This is a genomic window from Pseudomonas kermanshahensis, from assembly GCF_014269205.2.
GTDB lineage: Bacteria > Pseudomonadota > Gammaproteobacteria > Pseudomonadales > Pseudomonadaceae > Aquipseudomonas > Aquipseudomonas kermanshahensis.
Genome location: NZ_JABWRY020000004.1, coordinates 1 through 16,741, shown reverse-complemented (window position 1 = coordinate 16,741; position 16,741 = coordinate 1). Strand labels below are relative to the sequence as shown.

Annotated in this window: 14 protein-coding genes and 1 pseudogene; 4 read left to right on the top strand and 11 right to left on the bottom strand. The window is 61.2% G+C overall.

Going from position 1 to position 16,741, the window contains the following annotated elements; genetic code table 11:
- Nucleotides 1-183 precede the first annotated feature (183 nt).
- The 3 genes from creC to rloA2 form a co-directional block, all read right to left on the bottom strand.
- Nucleotides 184-1,617, bottom strand: a complete 1,434-nt coding sequence (creC, locus tag HU764_RS27190) for a two-component system sensor histidine kinase CreC (protein ID WP_186703165.1) — start codon at nt 1,615-1,617, stop codon at nt 184-186.
- Entirely contained in the window at nt 1,617-2,297 is a 681-nt protein-coding gene (creB, locus tag HU764_RS27185; RefSeq protein WP_186681264.1) for a two-component system response regulator CreB, read from the bottom strand. The genes creC and creB overlap by 1 nt, the downstream gene beginning before the upstream one ends.
- Before the next feature lie 151 nt (nt 2,298-2,448).
- The gene (gene rloA2, locus HU764_RS27180) at nt 2,449-2,949 is read right to left on the bottom strand and encodes a retropepsin-like aspartic peptidase RloA2 (protein ID WP_099428126.1); all 501 of its coding nucleotides are present in this window, start codon (nt 2,947-2,949) and stop codon (nt 2,449-2,451) included.
- A 182-nt stretch (nt 2,950-3,131) separates the two neighbouring features.
- Between rloA2 and HU764_RS27175 the strand changes: the two genes are divergently transcribed.
- On the top strand, nt 3,132-4,019 hold the full coding sequence (locus HU764_RS27175) for an acyltransferase (protein ID WP_186703164.1): 888 nt from the start codon (nt 3,132-3,134) through the stop codon (nt 4,017-4,019).
- Nucleotides 4,020-4,264: 245 nt separating this feature from the next.
- On the top strand, nt 4,265-5,614 hold the full coding sequence (locus tag HU764_RS27170; RefSeq protein WP_186703163.1) for an APC family permease: 1,350 nt from the start codon (nt 4,265-4,267) through the stop codon (nt 5,612-5,614).
- A 151-nt stretch (nt 5,615-5,765) separates the two neighbouring features.
- On the opposite strand, the gene HU764_RS27165 is transcribed toward HU764_RS27170, so the two are convergent.
- Nucleotides 5,766-6,341: a DUF2780 domain-containing protein gene (locus HU764_RS27165; RefSeq protein ID WP_186703162.1), complete on the bottom strand. Its 576-nt coding sequence runs from the start codon at nt 6,339-6,341 to the stop codon at nt 5,766-5,768.
- Nucleotides 6,342-6,669: 328 nt separating this feature from the next.
- Between HU764_RS27165 and HU764_RS27160 the strand changes: the two genes are divergently transcribed.
- Complete coding sequence (locus tag HU764_RS27160) at nt 6,670-7,596, top strand: RHS repeat-associated core domain-containing protein (RefSeq protein ID WP_186703161.1); 927 nt, start codon at nt 6,670-6,672, stop codon at nt 7,594-7,596.
- A 302-nt stretch (nt 7,597-7,898) separates the two neighbouring features.
- On the top strand, nt 7,899-8,090 hold the full coding sequence (locus HU764_RS27155; protein WP_186703160.1) for a hypothetical protein: 192 nt from the start codon (nt 7,899-7,901) through the stop codon (nt 8,088-8,090).
- Nucleotides 8,091-8,575: 485 nt separating this feature from the next.
- On the opposite strand, the gene fdhA is transcribed toward HU764_RS27155, so the two are convergent.
- The 7 genes and pseudogenes from fdhA to glyA form a co-directional block, all read right to left on the bottom strand.
- Nucleotides 8,576-9,775, bottom strand: coding sequence for a formaldehyde dehydrogenase, glutathione-independent (gene fdhA, locus HU764_RS27150; RefSeq protein WP_186681250.1), 1,200 nt, complete (start codon nt 9,773-9,775; stop codon nt 8,576-8,578).
- A 270-nt stretch (nt 9,776-10,045) separates the two neighbouring features.
- On the bottom strand, nt 10,046-10,903 hold the full coding sequence (gene purU / locus HU764_RS27145) for a formyltetrahydrofolate deformylase (protein WP_027594310.1): 858 nt from the start codon (nt 10,901-10,903) through the stop codon (nt 10,046-10,048).
- Nucleotides 10,904-10,915: 12 nt separating this feature from the next.
- The gene (locus tag HU764_RS27140; protein ID WP_186703159.1) at nt 10,916-11,548 is read right to left on the bottom strand and encodes a sarcosine oxidase subunit gamma; all 633 of its coding nucleotides are present in this window, start codon (nt 11,546-11,548) and stop codon (nt 10,916-10,918) included.
- 181 nt (nt 11,549-11,729) lie between these two features.
- Entirely contained in the window at nt 11,730-14,747 is a 3,018-nt protein-coding gene (locus HU764_RS27135) for a sarcosine oxidase subunit alpha (protein ID WP_186703158.1), read from the bottom strand.
- Nucleotides 14,744-15,079: a sarcosine oxidase subunit delta gene (locus tag HU764_RS27130; RefSeq protein WP_027594307.1), complete on the bottom strand. Its 336-nt coding sequence runs from the start codon at nt 15,077-15,079 to the stop codon at nt 14,744-14,746. The genes HU764_RS27135 and HU764_RS27130 overlap by 4 nt, the downstream gene beginning before the upstream one ends.
- 14 nt (nt 15,080-15,093) lie before the next feature.
- Nucleotides 15,094-16,344 (bottom strand): sarcosine oxidase subunit beta family protein, encoded by a 1,251-nt coding sequence (locus HU764_RS27125; RefSeq protein WP_008089646.1) that lies wholly within the window; start codon nt 16,342-16,344, stop codon nt 15,094-15,096.
- 15 nt (nt 16,345-16,359) lie between these two features.
- A pseudogene (gene glyA / locus HU764_RS27120) lies at nt 16,360-16,741 on the bottom strand (serine hydroxymethyltransferase); the annotation flags it as partial.

Sequence of the window (16,741 nt, the reverse complement as noted above, 5' to 3'; positions counted from 1 at the left end):
AATGGGCGCAGTGTCTGCGCCTTGCGTGGAGGCCTTGCGGAGCTTGTGTGGAGATTGTGTGTACTTTCAAGGGCCCTATCGCCGGCAAGCCAGCTCCCACAGGTACAACATAAGGTCCCAAGCTGTGGAGTACCTGTGGGAGCTGGCTTGCCGGCGATGGGCCGCGCAGCGGACCCGGCAATCTCAGCTGATACGCCGCACCGGCAGCCACAACCGCACCCGCACCCCGCCATCGACGTTATCCACCGCCAACGCCCCGCCATGCAGCTGCATCACCTCGGCTACAAAATTCAGCCCCAGCCCGGTACTCTTGCGCCCACTCCCCGGCCGCGGCAGCGAGTAAAACCGCTCACTCACCCGCCCAATGGCATACGCCGGTATCGCCTGCCCCTGGTTGAACAGGCTCAACGCCACCCGCCCACCATCGCGCTCAAGCTCGAACAACAACGCCCCACCGGCCGGGGTAAAGTCCAGCGCATTGTCGAGCAGGTTGGCCAACGCCTGGCGCATCAGAAACGGATCGCACAACAACCGCAAACCGGCCGGCACCCGCTGCCGCACCTGCAGGCCCGCCGCTTCGATGCGCGCCGCATGGGCCAACAGCAATTCGTCGACCAGTGCCGCCAGCGCCACCTGCTGTTCATCCTCCAGCGCCTGCATCTGCTCCACGCGGGCGAGGTTGAGCAGGCGTTCGATCATCTGCTGCAGGCGCTCGCTTTCGCGCTCGATGTTGCCGGCAAACCGCGCCCGCTGCTCGGCCGGCATATCGCCCTGCAGCAGCTCGGAGGCACCGCGGATGGCCGCCAGCGGGCTTTTCAGTTCGTGGGTCAGGGTGTGCACATAGCGCTCGACGTAGGCCTTGCCTTCCAGCTGCGTGCGCATGCGCTCCACTGCATTGGCCAGGTTCGCCAGCTCACCGCCCTTGTAATGCGGCAGCGCCGCCCGCTCACCTTCGCTGACCGCCTGGGCGTAACGGGCCAGCCTGCGCAGCGAGCGCGCCAGCCACCACGACAGCGCTGCGCCAATCAACAAGCCCAGGCCGATCAAGCCCAGGCCCAACGTGAGCAAACGCTGCTCGGAGCGGTCGATGTAGGGTTGCAGCGAACTGTTGGGCTTGGCCACAGTAACCACGCCGATGATCTGGCCGTCATCGATGATCGGCGCAGCCACATGCATCACCGATGTGCTTTCGTCATCGGCGACACTGCGCGTGGAGCGGGCGCCGTACTCGCCGCGCAGGGTGAGGTAAACGTCATTCCACTTCGAGTAATCCTTGCCCAGGTCCTCACCGCTGGAGTCGAGCAGCACGATGCCTTTGGCGTCGGTCACGTAGATGCGGTGGCTGACCTGGTTCTTCGCCAAGCCCCAGATCTGCGCGCCCGGGCTGCGCGAACCGTAAGCCTTGAGGACTTCGGGCAAGCGGCTTTGCCCGAGGGTGCCGGCCTTGACGTCATCGTGCAGGATCTCCGCCAGCAGGTTGGCGGTGTCGACCAGGGTTTCTTCGGACGATTGGCGCACCACCGGGCGGATCTGTTCGCGCACCGTGTTAAGCAGGAAGTACCCCGCCAGCCCGACGAACAGGAAGTACACCAGGAAGATCCGGATGCCCAGGCGCATCAGGCGTGATCCGGGCTGTAGCTGTAGCCGAGGCCGCGGTGGGTCTGTATCGGTTCTGCCTCGCTGGCGACCAGGCGCAACTTGGCGCGCAGGCTCTTGATGTGGCTGTCGATGGTGCGCTCGTAGCCCACGTCAGACGCCACGCCCAGGGCATCGAGCAGTTGCTCGCGGCTGAACACCCGCTGGGGCTGTTCCAGCAGGCACTGCAGCAAACGAAACTCGTGGCGGGTCAGGCTCAGCGGCTGGTTACGGTAGCTGATCTGCATGCGCAGGGTATCGAGCTGGAACAGCGTTGCCGCGGCGGCGGGCTCAACACGTGGTGCCATGCGTTTAAGGATGGCCCGCACCCGTGCCGCCACCTCGCGGGGGCTGAAGGGTTTGACCACGTAGTCGTCGGCGCCGATCTCCAGGCCCACCACCCGGTCGATTTCGCCATCACGGGCGCTGAGGAACATCACCGGCACCTCGCTGAAGCGGCGCAGTTGGCGGCAGGTTTCGAAACCACTGATATCGGGCAGGCCGATGTCGAGGATGATCAGGTCGGCCGGGCGCTGGCGCTGCTGGTCGAGGGCGGCGCTGCCCAGGGTCACCCACTCGGTGCTGTGGCCGTCGGCCTGCAGGGCGTAGACCAGGGTGTCGGCGATGGCGGCTTCGTCTTCGACGATGAGGATATGGGGCATGGTGTCCGGCCTGGCTGGGGGCGTAGCTGGACATTGTAGGAGCAGCCTTGTGCTGCGAAAAGGCCGGTATCGTCAGCACTTGCGCTGCGTCTGGCATGGACTCTTCGCAGCACAAGGCTGCTCCTACACGGAGGAACGGGTGAAATTTTGGTCAGCAGTCCGGCTTGCCGGCGGTGAACTTCTTGGCCGGGTTGACCGCTGCCTTGAACTCACGCAACGCTTTGGAACCGATCAACAGCGGGTAGTTGAAACTGCTGCGGTCCACCAGGTTCACTTCGACCGTGCGCTTCACGTCACCCAGGCACAGCTCCAGGTCGACCACCGGGCGCTTGGAGATTTCCGGCGCATCGCCCTCTTCCTCTTCGTCGGCACGGCCCTTGATCTTGCTGATGCGCGAGACCTTGTGCTCGTAGACCTTGCCGTCGGACTCTTTGGTCGCCAGGCGGAAGCGTACCCACTCATCGCCATCGCGGGTGAACAGCTCGATGTCTTTGGCCGACAGCGATGCGGTGAAGGCACCGGTGTCCATCTTGGCCTTCAAGGTCTCGCCAATCTCCGGCAAGGCGATGTTTTCGTAACGGCCATAAATCGTCGGCTCGGCGGCCATGACCGGCAAGGCGAACAGTGACAACAGGGCAAGCAGTGATTTCACGGGTTACGCTTCCTTGAGTGCAGACAGTGCTTAGACTGCATGAGTTGAATAGGTTCGTCTGTACACGGTAATCAACACAATGTGAAACATTTGTCCTCGCCGCTGGGCATTGGGCATTTGGCGTAGGCCGCATCGCTGCTTATCATTGCCGGCTGTTTTTATCTCACTACAAGAGTTCCTTTATGCGTCGCCTGCTGACCGGCATTCTCACAACCCTCCTGCTGCTGCTCAACACCGTGGTGTTGATCTGCCCGCTGCTGGTCTTTGCCCTGCTCAAGCTGGTGCTGCCGGGCCGTGGCCGTGACTATGCCTCTGCGGCGGTGATGTGGGTCGCCGAAACCTGGTCAGAGATCGACAAGGCGATTTTCGCCCTGTGCATCCCCACCCAGTGGGATATCCGCGGCGTCGACCGCCTGCGCAAGGACACCTCGTACCTGGCCGTGAGCAACCACCAGACCTGGGTCGACATCCCCGCGCTGATCGAAAGCCTCAACCGCCGCACACCGTTCTTCAAGTTCTTCCTCAAGAAGGAGCTGATTTGGGTGCCACTGCTGGGCCTGGCCTGGTGGGGGCTGGATTACCCGTTCATGAAGCGCTACAGCAAGGCGTTTCTGGACAAGCACCCCGAGCTCAAGGGCAAGGACCTGGAGATCACCAAGGCCGCCTGTGAGCTGTTCAAGCGCCAGCCGGTAACCGTGGTCAACTACCTGGAAGGCACGCGCTTCACCGAGGCCAAGCGCCAGGAGCAGCAATCGCCTTACCGCTACCTGCTCAAGCCCAAGGCCGGCGGCGTGGCATTCGTGCTGGCGGCGCTGGGCGAGCAGCTGGATGCGCTGCTGGACGTGACCATCGTTTACCCGGGCAACCAGGCGCCGGGGTTCTGGGACTTGCTCAATGGCAGCATTAGCCGGGTGATTATCGACATTCAGGTGCGTGAGCTGGACCCGGCGTTGTGGGATGGGGATTATGAAAATGACCCGGCCTTCCGGCAGACCGTGCAGGCTTGGGTGAACCAGCTGTGGTTGGAAAAAGACCAGCGTATCGAGGAGTTGCGCGCAGAATTGCGCTAGGCCATGTTGGCTGGTCCGGCCTCTTCGCGGGGCAAGCCCGCTCCCACAGTTCTACCACCGCTCTCAAGACCTGTAGTGAACCTGTGGGAGCGGGCTTGCCCGCGAAGAGGCCAGCACAGGCACAGCACAAATCCGATTAAAACCCAGGCTAATAATCAACATAAGGATTACTTCTTTGTCACCCTCCACCTAAGTGGATAAAAATCGATCAAAGCACAACTACAAAAAATTGCCTGGATCGATCGATGGCCAACCAACCTTGCTCCACCCCCGCCCAACTTCGTCGCGTCCTGGGCCTGCCCGCCCTGGTCTTCTTCGGCCTGGTGTACATGGTCCCGCTGACCATCTTCACCACCTACGGCATCGTCACCGAACTCACCGGTGGCCGCACCGCTGGCGCCTACCTGGTTACGCTGGTGGCCATGCTGTTTACCGCCGCGTCCTACAGTTTCATGGTCAAACGCTTCCCGGTCGCGGGTTCGGCGTACTCCTACACCAACATGGCCTTCGGCCAGAACGTTGGTTTCCTGGCGGGTTGGTCGCTGCTGCTCGATTACTTGTTCCTGCCGATGATCAACTACCTGCTGATCGGCCTGTTCCTCAACATCGCCTTCCCGGCTGTGCCCGCCTGGGCCTTCGTGCTCGCCTCCATCGCCCTGGTGACCGTGCTCAACGTGGTCGGCATTAACTCGGTGGCTCAAACCAGCAACCTGATCGTCGGTGCGCAGATCGTGTTTATCGGGGTATTCGTGGCCTTGTCCTGCCAGACCCTGGCCGGCCAACCGCTAGACCTGCTCTCGCCGCTGATGGGTGACGGCACACAACCTGGCTTCGGCCCGCTGATGGCGGGCGCCGCAGTACTGTGCCTGTCGTTCCTCGGCTTCGATGCCGTCTCCACCCTGGCCGAAGAATGCCGCGATGCCCGCCGCGACGTGCCACGGGCGATCATCCTCACCACGCTCTTCGCCGGCGTACTGTTCACCGCGCTGGCCTACGTCAGCCAGCTGGTGCTGCCGGGCAGCACGTTTGCAAACGCCGATGCGGCGGCTAATGAAGTGATGTTCAAGGCAGGCGGGCAATTCCTGGCCAACTTCTTTACCGCCGCCTTCGTCGCCGGCAGCCTGGGTTCGGCACTGGCCTCGCAGGCCGCGGTGTCGCGAATCCTGTTCACCATGGGCCGTGACAAGGTGCTGCCGCAGCGCACGTTCGGTTACCTGTCGCCGCGTTTTGGCACGCCGGTGTTCGCCATTTTGCTGGTGTCGGCGTTTTCGCTGTTGGCGCTGGTGATCGACCTGTCCACCCTCGCCTCGCTGATCAGCTTTGGCGCGCTGGTGGCGTTCTCGGCGGTGAACCTGGCGGTGGTGAAGACCCACCTGATGGGTGACAGCGCACAGCGCAACCTCAAAGGCCTGCTGTGCTATGGCGTGGTGCCGCTGGTGGGATTGGGCCTGACGCTGTGGCTATGGACCAGCCTGTCGGCGCTGACGCTAGTGATTGGGCTGTGCTGGTTTGCGCTGGGCCTTGCGTACCTGGCCGTACTGACTAGCGGCTTCCGCCGCCCGGTCAGCCTGGTGGACTTCACAGAAGCCGCCTGATCTACGCAATTGTGCTTTGTGGGAGCGGCCTTGTGTCGCGAAAGGGTCGCGTAGCGGCCCCAGCAATCTTGACTGTGATGCTTAAATCCTGGGGCCGCTGCGCGCCCCTTTCGCTACACAAGGCCGCTCCCACAGAAATGGTGTTAGGCCTTCAGACCGAAGGCTGAGCCAACGGCGCGGGGGTTGTCCACAGGCTACCCAGGTTCTGCAGCAACGAGCCTGCAATCCCCTGCTGCCCCAGGTACTGCAGAATCAACGGTGCAAACTGCCCGATCATCCCGGTATCCATGCCCAGCGCCTTGAACGCGCTGTCCAGGTCGCTGCGGTTCTCCACGTTGTTGCCCAGCGCATTGTTCAACGCCGACTGGCTTTCGCTGTTCTTGCCGAGCAGCTCACCCAACCCACTCAACCCGCCCAGCGCATTGGCACCGGACAGCAAGTCCAGCCCAGGCACAGCTTTGGTCAGCTGACCGTAGTCGTCGGAACTCAGGTTATTGCGCGCCAAACCCAGCATCGCCCCCGCCCCGCCCACGGCCTGTTCCGGGGTGATCTTCAGTTCACTGCCCAAGGTATTGAGCAAATTGGCCTGCGCCTCGGGCGCCTGCACCTGGCCCTGTTGTTTTTGGTTCTGCATGGCCGACACGGCATTGGCGGCATCGCTGAGGTTGAAGGCGAACACCGGGCTTGCGGCCAGGGTCATCAGGGTTGCCAGGGTGAATGCTTTCATCGGGAGGGACCTCGTGGGCCGGGATGGCCGGGGAAACGAGGCATTCGACTGAAGGATTGGTGGTTTGTTCCAGGCCGCGTATCGGGGTATGTCGCGTACCCTCTGTTGTGTGCGGGCTTGCCCGCGAAGGGCGCACAGCGGCCCCGCTAACTGACAGGCCCAACCCTCACTGTCAGCACCCTCTCATTCCGGGACCGTACACCTAGCTCCCAGCCTAGTGGTGATCGCTCGACCTAAGCACCTATCATTTTTGCTAGTTGTTAAACCAATAACGCATAGCTACATTTATCAAAGCATTACATTTCTGACAAATTATTATGGATATCCCATGAAACGCGAAGGCACTGTCCATTACTTCTACCAAAGCGGCAAGCTCTCCAGCGTACAGCAAGGTGGCCAGATATCCAGGAGCATACAAACTCCTGACATTCCACTTGCACAACGAAATACCGATACAATATTGGGTACTGGACTGTTGGCAGTAGAAAATGGCGGCTCGGTGCTCAGGTTGAATGCCCCCCAAAAAACAGAAGTCCATACATTCACTACTTACGGTTACGATCCAACTCTCCCCTCGTCAAGCACTGTCTTAGGTTTTAATGCAGAACGGCTCGACACAGGGTCTGAAAGCTATGTACTGGGCAATGGCTACCGGGTGTTTAGCCCCATACTGATGCGATTTTTATCTCCTGATTCGCTAAGCCCCTTCGATGACGGAGGCATTAACGCATATGCCTATTGCTCCGGAGACCCAATTAATCACTTAGACCCCTCAGGTCATGCCCCCCCAGGGAAAAAAAACAATTCGGCAGGCGCTACCACCCACAAAGTAACCTCCGCACCTTCGCCGTCAGAAAGCCCTATGACGCTTCGGCTAAATCAATTAAAACAAGAGCGCGCCAAGCTGGAGCTGGATAACCCTAGCCTAAAAGAAGACAAACAAAAGGTTTTGAATTATTCATTCAACAACCCAGGCAAGCTTAAAGAAATGCATGACCTTATACACACCACTCAATCTAAAAATGAAAGAACAGCGCGCGGTCACTGGAACTCTGATGCCGCCTTCGCGCAAATCGTCGACGCACAAGTAGCTGAAACCAATTTAACAAGCTTTTACAACTCAAATCCTGGAATTCAGGAGATGTACAAACTCCACTACACCACCCATAAACTTGATCAAAAAATTACATCTCTAGATCGTAAAATAAATAGTTTGGAGAATATGATTTATGTCATCAGAGGGAGTAACACATAGATTCGGCGATGCTGACCACAAAAACCCTTCGACGGTCAGGGTCCCGCTGGCGTGGAAACTATGCGCTTCGACCCAGTTCAAGACGAAGCGGAAGCTCAGCGTACCGATCTGATGCCGAGCAGGGGATGATGCGCTGAGTCATGGATTGGCAGGGCTGGCCTCTTCGCGAGCAAACCCCACAGGTTATGAGGCAGTGCTGGGGAAGCTGAAAAAACTGTTATTTCTGCCAGTATCGAAATTCTTGCTGTTCAGAATGGGCTTCAGGCACACCCCATACATCCAGAGCAGCAGAGACCTGAATCATGAGCAAAGGATCGAACCGTTTGCTTTTCTTCTACCAGGGTAACAAGCTGATTACCGTCAACCAAGGCGACCACCACCGCGCCATTTTTCGTAGTGCGGATATCCCACTGGGCGAGCAGAAAAAATCCCCTCTATTCAAATCGAGATTTATCACCCAAGAAAGCCATCAGAGCCAGCAGTTAATCTGCTAGAAAAACCCGGAAACACCAGAAATTATAAGCTGGAACCAAAAACACACAATTCGACATTCCACCGTGAAACGCTGTATATCATCGAAACAGCAGATACCAAAGAATATATTGCACAGTACAATTTATCCGAGTATGTGGCTAATGACATCGAGATCAGGCAGCTGAATGCGCATCTGAGTGCCAATGGACATAATCCGCCATTATCTCCTAGCGTGAGTAAATACCTCCGCACGGAAATCAAGAGCCGAACGGAACGACTTCATCGTTAAATTAGGTGAAAGTCTTTTCGCTAAAGCCCAAGCCCCCACAATTGAAGGTATATACATTCGTGGAAGCTACAGAAGTTCAAGGGGCATGACGCCTTAATAAGGCGTACCCCGCAGCAGCGGTAGAGAGTTGGGCCTTCTGGTTCATCAGCTCAAGCCTTGTAGGTTGTAGTCTAGAAAAAAGCCCCTCATTCGAAGGGCTTTTATCTCAATTTTAAATTACGCCGCACCCCACATCTTGTGCGGGTCAATCACAAACTTCTTCGGCACGCCCGCATCGAACTCGCCATACCCTTCCGGCGCCTGGTCCAGGTTGATCACCTGCACGCCAACCACCTCAGCAATGTTGATACGGTCCCACATGATCGCCTGCATCAGCTGGCGGTTGTACTTCATGGTCGGTGTCTGGCCGGTGTGGAAGCTGTGCGACTTGGCCCAACCCAGGCCGAAGCGGATGCTCAGGGCGCCGATCTTGGCAGCGGCATCCACGGCACCTGGGTCTTCGGTCACGTACAGGCCCGGGATACCGATGTTGCCGGCAACGCGGGTCACTTGCATCAGCGAGTTCAGCACGGTGGCCGGGGCTTCATGCTTGGCGCCTTCATGGCCGTGGCCGCGGGCCTCGAAGCCAACGGCGTCGACGGCACAGTCCACTTCCGGCTCACCGAGAATGTCGATGATCTGCTCGTGCAGCGGGGTGTCCTTGGACAGGTCGACCACTTCGAAGCCCTGCGACTTGGCGTGCGCCAGACGGGCTTGGTTGAGGTCGCCGACGATCACGCAGGCAGCGCCCAGCAGGCGGGCAGACGCAGCAGCGGCCAGGCCGACCGGGCCGGCGCCCGCGACGTAAACGGTGCTGCCTGGGCCTACGCCCGCCGTCACTGCGCCGTGGTAGCCGGTGGGCAGAATGTCGGACAGGCAGGTCAGGTCACGGATTTTTTCCATGGCCTTGTCGCGGTCCGGTAGTTTCAGCAGGTTGAAGTCGGCATAAGGCACCAGCACGTACTCGGCCTGGCCACCGGTCCAGTCGCCCATGTCGACGTAGCCGTAGGCACCGCCGGCGCGGGCCGGGTTTACAGTGAGGCAGACGCCGGTGTGCATTTCTTTGCAGGAGCGGCAGCGGCCGCAGGCGACGTTGAACGGTACCGACACCAGGTCGCCTTTTTTAAGGCGTTCGACATCACGCCCCAACTCGACAATTTCACCGGTGATTTCGTGGCCCAGAACCAGGCCGACCTGGGCAGTGGTGCGGCCGCGGACCATGTGCTGGTCGGAGCCGCAGATGTTGGTGGAGACCACCTTGAGAATGACGCCGTGTTCGATCTTCTTGCCGCGCGGGTCCTGCATTTTCGGGTAGTCGATCTTCTGCACCTCGACCTTGCCGGCGCCGAGATACACCACTCCACGATTGCCAGACATGCTCTTACCTCGCTTGATTTTTATTTATGCAGCGTTGGTTGAAGCGCCGCCATCCATGGGCGGCATGTGTTACTGGGATGAGGGGAATTGTGGGCCTGATACGGCGGTTTGCACTGACTGGAAACGACAGGGAGATGCCTTTTAACGGCAGGGAAAATTTGCTGAGCCCATTCGCGGGACAAGCCCGCTCCCACAGGTACAGCGCCGCCTTTGAAAGCGGCGCTGTACCTGTGGGAGCGGGCTTGTCCCGCGAAGAGGCCCTTACAGGCGTCAGAGAACGACAGTCCTGTTGGCGTTAAGGAACACCCGCCGCTCAATGTGATACCCCACAGCGCGCGCCAGGGTCAGGCATTCGATATCCCGCCCCTTGGCAATCAGGTCTTCCGGGTAATGGCTGTGGTCCACCACCTCGACCCCCTGCGCAATGATCGGCCCTTCATCGAGATCGTTGTTGATGTAGTGCGCGGTCGCGCCCACCATCTTTACGCCCTTGTTGTACGCCTGGTGATAAGGCTTGGCGCCTTTGAACCCCGGCAACAACGAGTGGTGAATGTTGATCGCCCAGCCGTCCAGGCGCCGACACAGCTCGGGCGACAGCACCTGCATGTAGCGGGCAAGGATGACCAGTTCCGCGCCAGTCTCTTCGATCACCTGCAGCACCTTGCGCTCTTGCCCCGCCTTGTCGTTGGGGTCGAGTGCAAAGTGGTAGTAAGGAATCTTGTGCCAATGCGCCAGCGGTTCGAGGTCTGGGTGGTTGGACACCACTGCGACCACGTCCATGCCCAGTTGGCCAATACGCTGGCGATACAACAGGTCGTTCAGGCAGTGGTCAGCCTTGGACACCATGATCACCACCTTGGGGCGGTGATTAGGCGCGGTCAGCTCGAAGGCCATGCCGAACGCTTCGCTACGTTCAGCGAGGCCGGCACGGAAGCCCGCCTCGTCAAAATCGTCCGGCTGGCGGAATTCGACGCGAATGAAGAAGCGCCCCGACTGCCGGTCATCGAAGGAGTGGTGCTCCGTGACGTAGCAGCGCTGCTCGTAGAGGAAACGCGTCACCACGTCGACGGTACCGAGCATGCTCGGGCAGTCGGCGGTGAGAATCCAGGTATCCGGTGCCCGACTCATGTGCGGCTCTCCTTAGGCTTCGATGCTCAGGCCGTATTCGGCCGATGCGTCTTGCAGCCACAGCCACCAGTAATCGGCGAAGCTGCGGCGAATCACCAGTTCCCAGGTGTCTTCGGCGGTGCGGCGGATCACCAGTTGCGACTTGGCGAACACCGTACCGACGGCCTTGCCCACCGGGAAGTTGTTTGGGTGAACATCATAGCTGGTGGACTTCATCAGCACTTCGCGCACGTGCGGGCCGCGCAGTTCCAGCAGGCTCTGCCCGCCGCTGACGTTGACCACCTGGATGTGCAGCTCGTCGAGGGCCGCGCGCAGTTTTTGCTCGATGGCAAACTCCTGGCCGCCCGGGACGATCAGCAGCCACTCGTCGGGGCCCATCCACTGCAGCGACATGTCGCTGTTGGCGACCACGGTCAGGGCCACCGGCAGCTCCAGGCCCAGGGCCTTGTGCACGCCTGCGGCAAAGGCCGGGTCATGGCCGTCGCCACGCAGGGTCAGGTGGCCGAGGAATTTTTTCTCACGCAGGGTCACGCCTGCGTTCTTGCGGCCCTTGCCAACCAGGCTGGCCAGGTCGGCATGGTGCAGCGGCGACTGGGCCTTGGCGTCGGCGCCGGGGTTTTGCTGGAAGACGTTGATAGCGCTCATTTCTTACCTGCCTTGAATTCTGTTGTCCGTAAGACCGAAGGTCAGACGCAATGCCCGAATGCGAGTGGTGGTCTGTGGGAGCGGGCTTGTCCCGCGAAGTGGGCGGCATGGCCACCATTGCATTCGCGGGGCAAGCCCGCTCCCACAGGGCTTGCATTTCAAGCGGAGCTATCCATGGGCCTTAAACGTTCTGCCGCTCACCCTTCGGATCGAAGAACACCGAAGACACGATTTCCGCCTCGATCACGCTGCCGTCAGCCTGCGGCGAGTACACCCGCTCGCCCATGCGCTTAAGGCCGCCTTTGACCACACCCATGGCGAACGAATACCCCAGGGAGTTGGCCGCGTAGCTGGAGGTGACGTGGCCAACCATGTCCATCGGGATCGGTTGCTTGGGGTCGAACACCAGTTGCGCGCCTTCTGGCAGCCACTGGGTCGGGTCCACCGGCTTGAGGCCGACCAGCTGCTTGCGGTTGTCGCGCAGGCAGTCTTCGCGGTTCATGCCACGCAGGCCGATCCACGAGAATGGCTTGTTGCGGCCCACGCACCAGCTCATGTTCAGGTCGTCTGGGTTCATCGAGCCGTCAGTGTCCTGGCCGACGATGATGAAGCCCTTCTCGGCACGCAGCACGTGCATGGTCTCGGTGCCATACGGGGTCAGGTTGTATTGCTTGCCCGCCTCGATGATCTTTTCCAGCACGCCCATGGCGTAGTTGGCCTGCACGTTCACTTCGTACGACAGCTCACCGGTGAACGAGATGCGGAACACGCGGGCCGGTACGCCGGCGACAGTGCCTTCCTTCCAGGTCATGAACGGGAAGGCGTCCTTGTCCAGGTCGATGTCGTCGGTCAGCGCGCTCAGCAGCTTGCGGCTGTTGGGGCCGGACAGGGTCATGGTCGCCCAGTGGTCGGTGACCGAGGTGAAGTACACCTTCATCTCTGGCCATTCGGTCTGGTGGTACAGCTCCAGCCACTGCAGCACGCGTGCGGCGCCGCCGGTGGTGGTGGTCATGTAGAAGTGGTTGTCGCCAACGCAGGCGGTCACGCCGTCGTCGAAGACCATGCCGTCTTCTTTGCACATCAGGCCGTAGCGAGCCTTGCCCACGTCGAGCTTGGTCCAGGCGTTGCTGTAGATGCGGTTGAGGAACTCACGTGCGTCCGGGCCCTGGATGTCGATCTTGCCCAGGGTCGAGGCGTCGAGCAGGCCGACGCTGTCACGCACGGCCTTGCACTCGCGGGCCACGGCGGCGTGGATGTCTTCACCGGCTTTGGGGAAGTACCACGGGCGTTTCCACTGGCCAACGTCTTCGAACTCGGCGCCGTTCTTCACGTGCCAGCCATGCAGGGCGGTGAAGCGTACAGGTTCGAACAGGTGGCCACAGTGACGGCCCGCTACCGCACCGAAGGTGACCGGCGTGTAGTTGGGGCGGAACATGGTGGTGCCCATTTCCGGGATGGTGATGCCGATCGAACGGGCGGCGATGGCCAGGCCGTTGATGTTGCCCAGTTTGCCCTGGTCGGTACCGAAGCCCAGCGCGGTGTAGCGCTTGACGTGTTCGACCGACTCGAAGCCTTCACGGGTGGCCAGCTCGATACCGGCAGCGGTCACGTCGTTCTGTTGGTCGACGAACTGCTTAGGCCCTTTGCTGCCCTTGTCGTGCGGCACCTGGAACAGGGCCACGGTGGCCTCCTCCTTGCGTGCCACGGTTTTCGGCAAGGTGCCGGTGGTGGCCTTGAAGCCGGCTTCGGTGGCTGCGCGAGCGCCGCCTTCAAAGCCGTCGGCAATCACATCGCCCAGGGCGTAGACACCATGGATGCCGCCGACGCAAACGCGTTTTTGCGGTGCATCGCCCGGCACGAAGCCGAGGATGTCATCGCGCCAGACCGGGCGACCGCCCAGGTGCGACGCCAGGTGGACGATCGGGCTGTAACCGCCGGAGCTGGCGATCAGGTCGCACTCGAGGGTTTCGCCTGGGCTGGTGACTTTGTGGGCCTGCACGTCGATGGCGGCCACGCGGGCGCCGGTCACGTGCTTGCTGCCTTTGGCCTCGACCACGGCGCTGGAAGTGAGGATGCGGATGCCTTTTGCACGCGCTTCTTCAACCAGCGAGCCGCGTGGGTTGTGGCGGGCGTCGGCGATGGCGACCACTTGCAGGCCAGCGTCGTGCCAGTCCAGCGCGGCGCGGTAGGCGTGGTCGTTGTTGGTCGACAGCACCAGCTTGCGGCCCGGGGCCACACCGTAGCGGCGTACGTAGGTGGACACAGCGCCGGCCAGCATGTTGCCCGGCACGTCATTGTTGCCGTACACCAGCGGGCGCTCGTGGGCGCCAGCGGCCAGTACCACACGGCCGGCACGCACACGGTGCACGCGGTGACGCACCTGGCCGATCGGGGCGCGGTCGCCGAGGTGGTCGGTGAGGCGCTCGTGGATGGTCAGGAAGTTGTGGTCGTGGTAGCCGTTGACCGTGGCACGTGGCAGCAGGGTCACTTCCGGCAGGCTTTCCAGCTCTTTGACCACCGCATTGACCCACTCAGCGGCAGGCTTGCCGTCGAGGGTTTCGCGGGTGTCGAGCAGGCTGCCGCCGAACTCTTCCTGTTCATCGGCGAGGATCACGCGGGCGCCACTGCGGGCAGCAGCCAGGGCGGCGGCCAGGCCAGCAGGGCCGGCACCGACGATCAGCACGTCGCAGTGCTGGTTCATGTAGTCGTAGCTGTCCGGGTCGTTCTGCAGCGGTGCACGGCCAAGGCCGGCCGCTTTACGGATGTACTTCTCGTACGTCATCCAGAACGATTTCGGGTACATGAAGGTTTTGTAGTAGAAGCCCGGCGGCATCATGCTGCCGCCCACCTTGCCAAGGATGCCCATGACGTCGTTGTTGACGTTAGGCCAGCCGTTGGTGCTGGTGGCGACCAGGCCGGCGTACAGCGCCTGCTGGGTGGCACGCACGTTAGGGATCTGGGTGGCTTCGCTGGAGCCGATCTGCAGGATGGCGTTCGGCTCTTCGGTACCGGCGGCGATGATGCCGCGCGGGCGCGAGTACTTGAAGCTGCGGCCGACGATGTCAACGCCGTTGGCCAGCAACGCAGCGGCCAGGCTGTCACCGGCATAACCCTGGTAGGTCTTGCCGTTGAAGGTGAAGTTCAGGACCTTGCTGCGATCGATACGGCCGCCGCTGGCGAGGCGATAGGTCTGGCTCATACTTTTTCCCCTTGGCCTTTGACGGTCGACGGTGCGCTGTTTTGCTTGCCGTTGGCGGTCACCTGCGGCTTCTCGCCAATCTTGTAGGTTTCCAGAATCTCGTAGGTCACGGTGTCGCGGGTGACGTTGAAGTACTGACGGCAGCCGGCAACGTGGTCCCACAGTTCGTGGTGAATACCGCGCGGGTTGTCACGGAAGAACATGTAGGTACCCCACTCCTCGTCGGAGCAGGCGGCAGGGTCCAGCGGGCGGGCGATGTGCGCCTGGCCAGAGGCGTGGAACTCTTCTTCGGAGCGCAGCTCGCCGCAGTGGGGACAGAAAATATGCAACATGACGGTGTCTCCGGTTAGTGGGCGACGGCGGCGGCGCCGTGTTCGTCGATCAGTGCGCCGTTGTAGAAACGGTCCATGGAGAACGGCGCGGCCAGTGGGTGCATCTCGCCTTTGGCCAGGCTGGCAGCGAAGACGTTGCCCGAACCCGGGGTCGCCTTGAAGCCACCGGTACCCCAACCGCAGTTGAAGAACATGTTCTTGACCGGGGTTTTGGAGATGATCGGGCAGGCGTCCGGCGAGGTGTCGACGATGCCGCCCCATTGGCGGTTCATGCGCACGCGCGAGAGGTTGGGGAACATCTCGACGATCGCTTGCAGGGTGTGCTCGATCACCGGGTACGAACCGCGCTGGCCGTAGCCGACCCAACCGTCGATACCGGCGCCGATCACCAGGTCGCCCTTGTCGGACTGGCTGATGTAGCCGTGCACGGCGTTGGACATGATCACGCTGTCGATGATTGGCTTGATCGGCTCGGACACCAGGGCTTGCAGCGGGTGCGATTCCAGCGGCAGGCGGAAGCCGGCCAGTTTGGCCATGTGCCCGGAGTTACCCGCAGTGACCACGCCGACACGCTTGGCGCCGATGAAGCCTTTGTTGGTTTCGACACCGATGACCGCGCCGTTTTCCTTGCGGAAACCGATCACTTCGGTCTGCTGGATCAGGTCCACGCCCAGGGCGTCGGCGGCACGGGCGTAACCCCAGGCCACGGCGTCGTGACGGGCAACGCCACCACGGCGCTGAACGGTCGCGCCGAGGATCGGGTAACGGGTGTTCTTCGAGCAGTCCAGGTACGGGATTTCGGCCGCGACCTGGGCGGTGTTCAGCAGTTCGCCATCGACACCGTTGAGGCGGTTGGCGCTGACGCGGCGCTCGGAGTCACGAATGTCCTGCAAGGTGTGGCACAGGTTGTAGACACCGCGCTGGGAGAACATCACGTTGTAGTTGATGTCCTGGGACAGGCCCTCCCACAGCTTCATGGCGTGCTCGTACAATTGCGCCGATTCGTCCCACAGGTAGTTGGAACGCACGATGGTGGTGTTACGGGCGGTGTTGCCGCCGCCCAGGTAACCCTTCTCGATCACTGCGACGTTGGTGATGCCGTGTTCCTTGGCCAGGTAGTAGGCCGTGGCCAGGCCATGGCCGCCACCGCCAACGATGACCACGTCGTAGACCTTTTTAGGGGTCGGCGTGCGCCACATGCGCTGCCAGTTTTCGTGGTGGCTGAGGGAGTGTTTGAAGAGGCCGAAGCCCGAGTAGCGTTGCATGGTGGTTTACTCCACTCAGCGGTAAACAGGGAAGTCTGCGCACAGCGCCGCGACGTTCTTCGCCACATCGGCTTCGACGTCAGCGTCACCGAGGTTGTCGAGGATGTCGCAGATCCAGCCGGCCAGGGCCACACACTGAGCGACCTTGAAGCCGCGGGTGGTGACGGCCGGGGTGCCGATGCGCAGGCCCGAGGTGACGAACGGCGACTGCGGGTCGTTCGGTACGGCGTTCTTGTTGACGGTGATGTGCGCGCGGCCCAGGGCGGCGTCGGCATCTTTACCAGTGAGGCCCTGGCGGATCAGGCTGACCAGGAACAGGTGGTTGTCAGTGCCGCCGGAAACCACGTCGTAGCCGCGGTCGATGAACACTTGGGCCATGGCCTGGGCGTTTTCGATG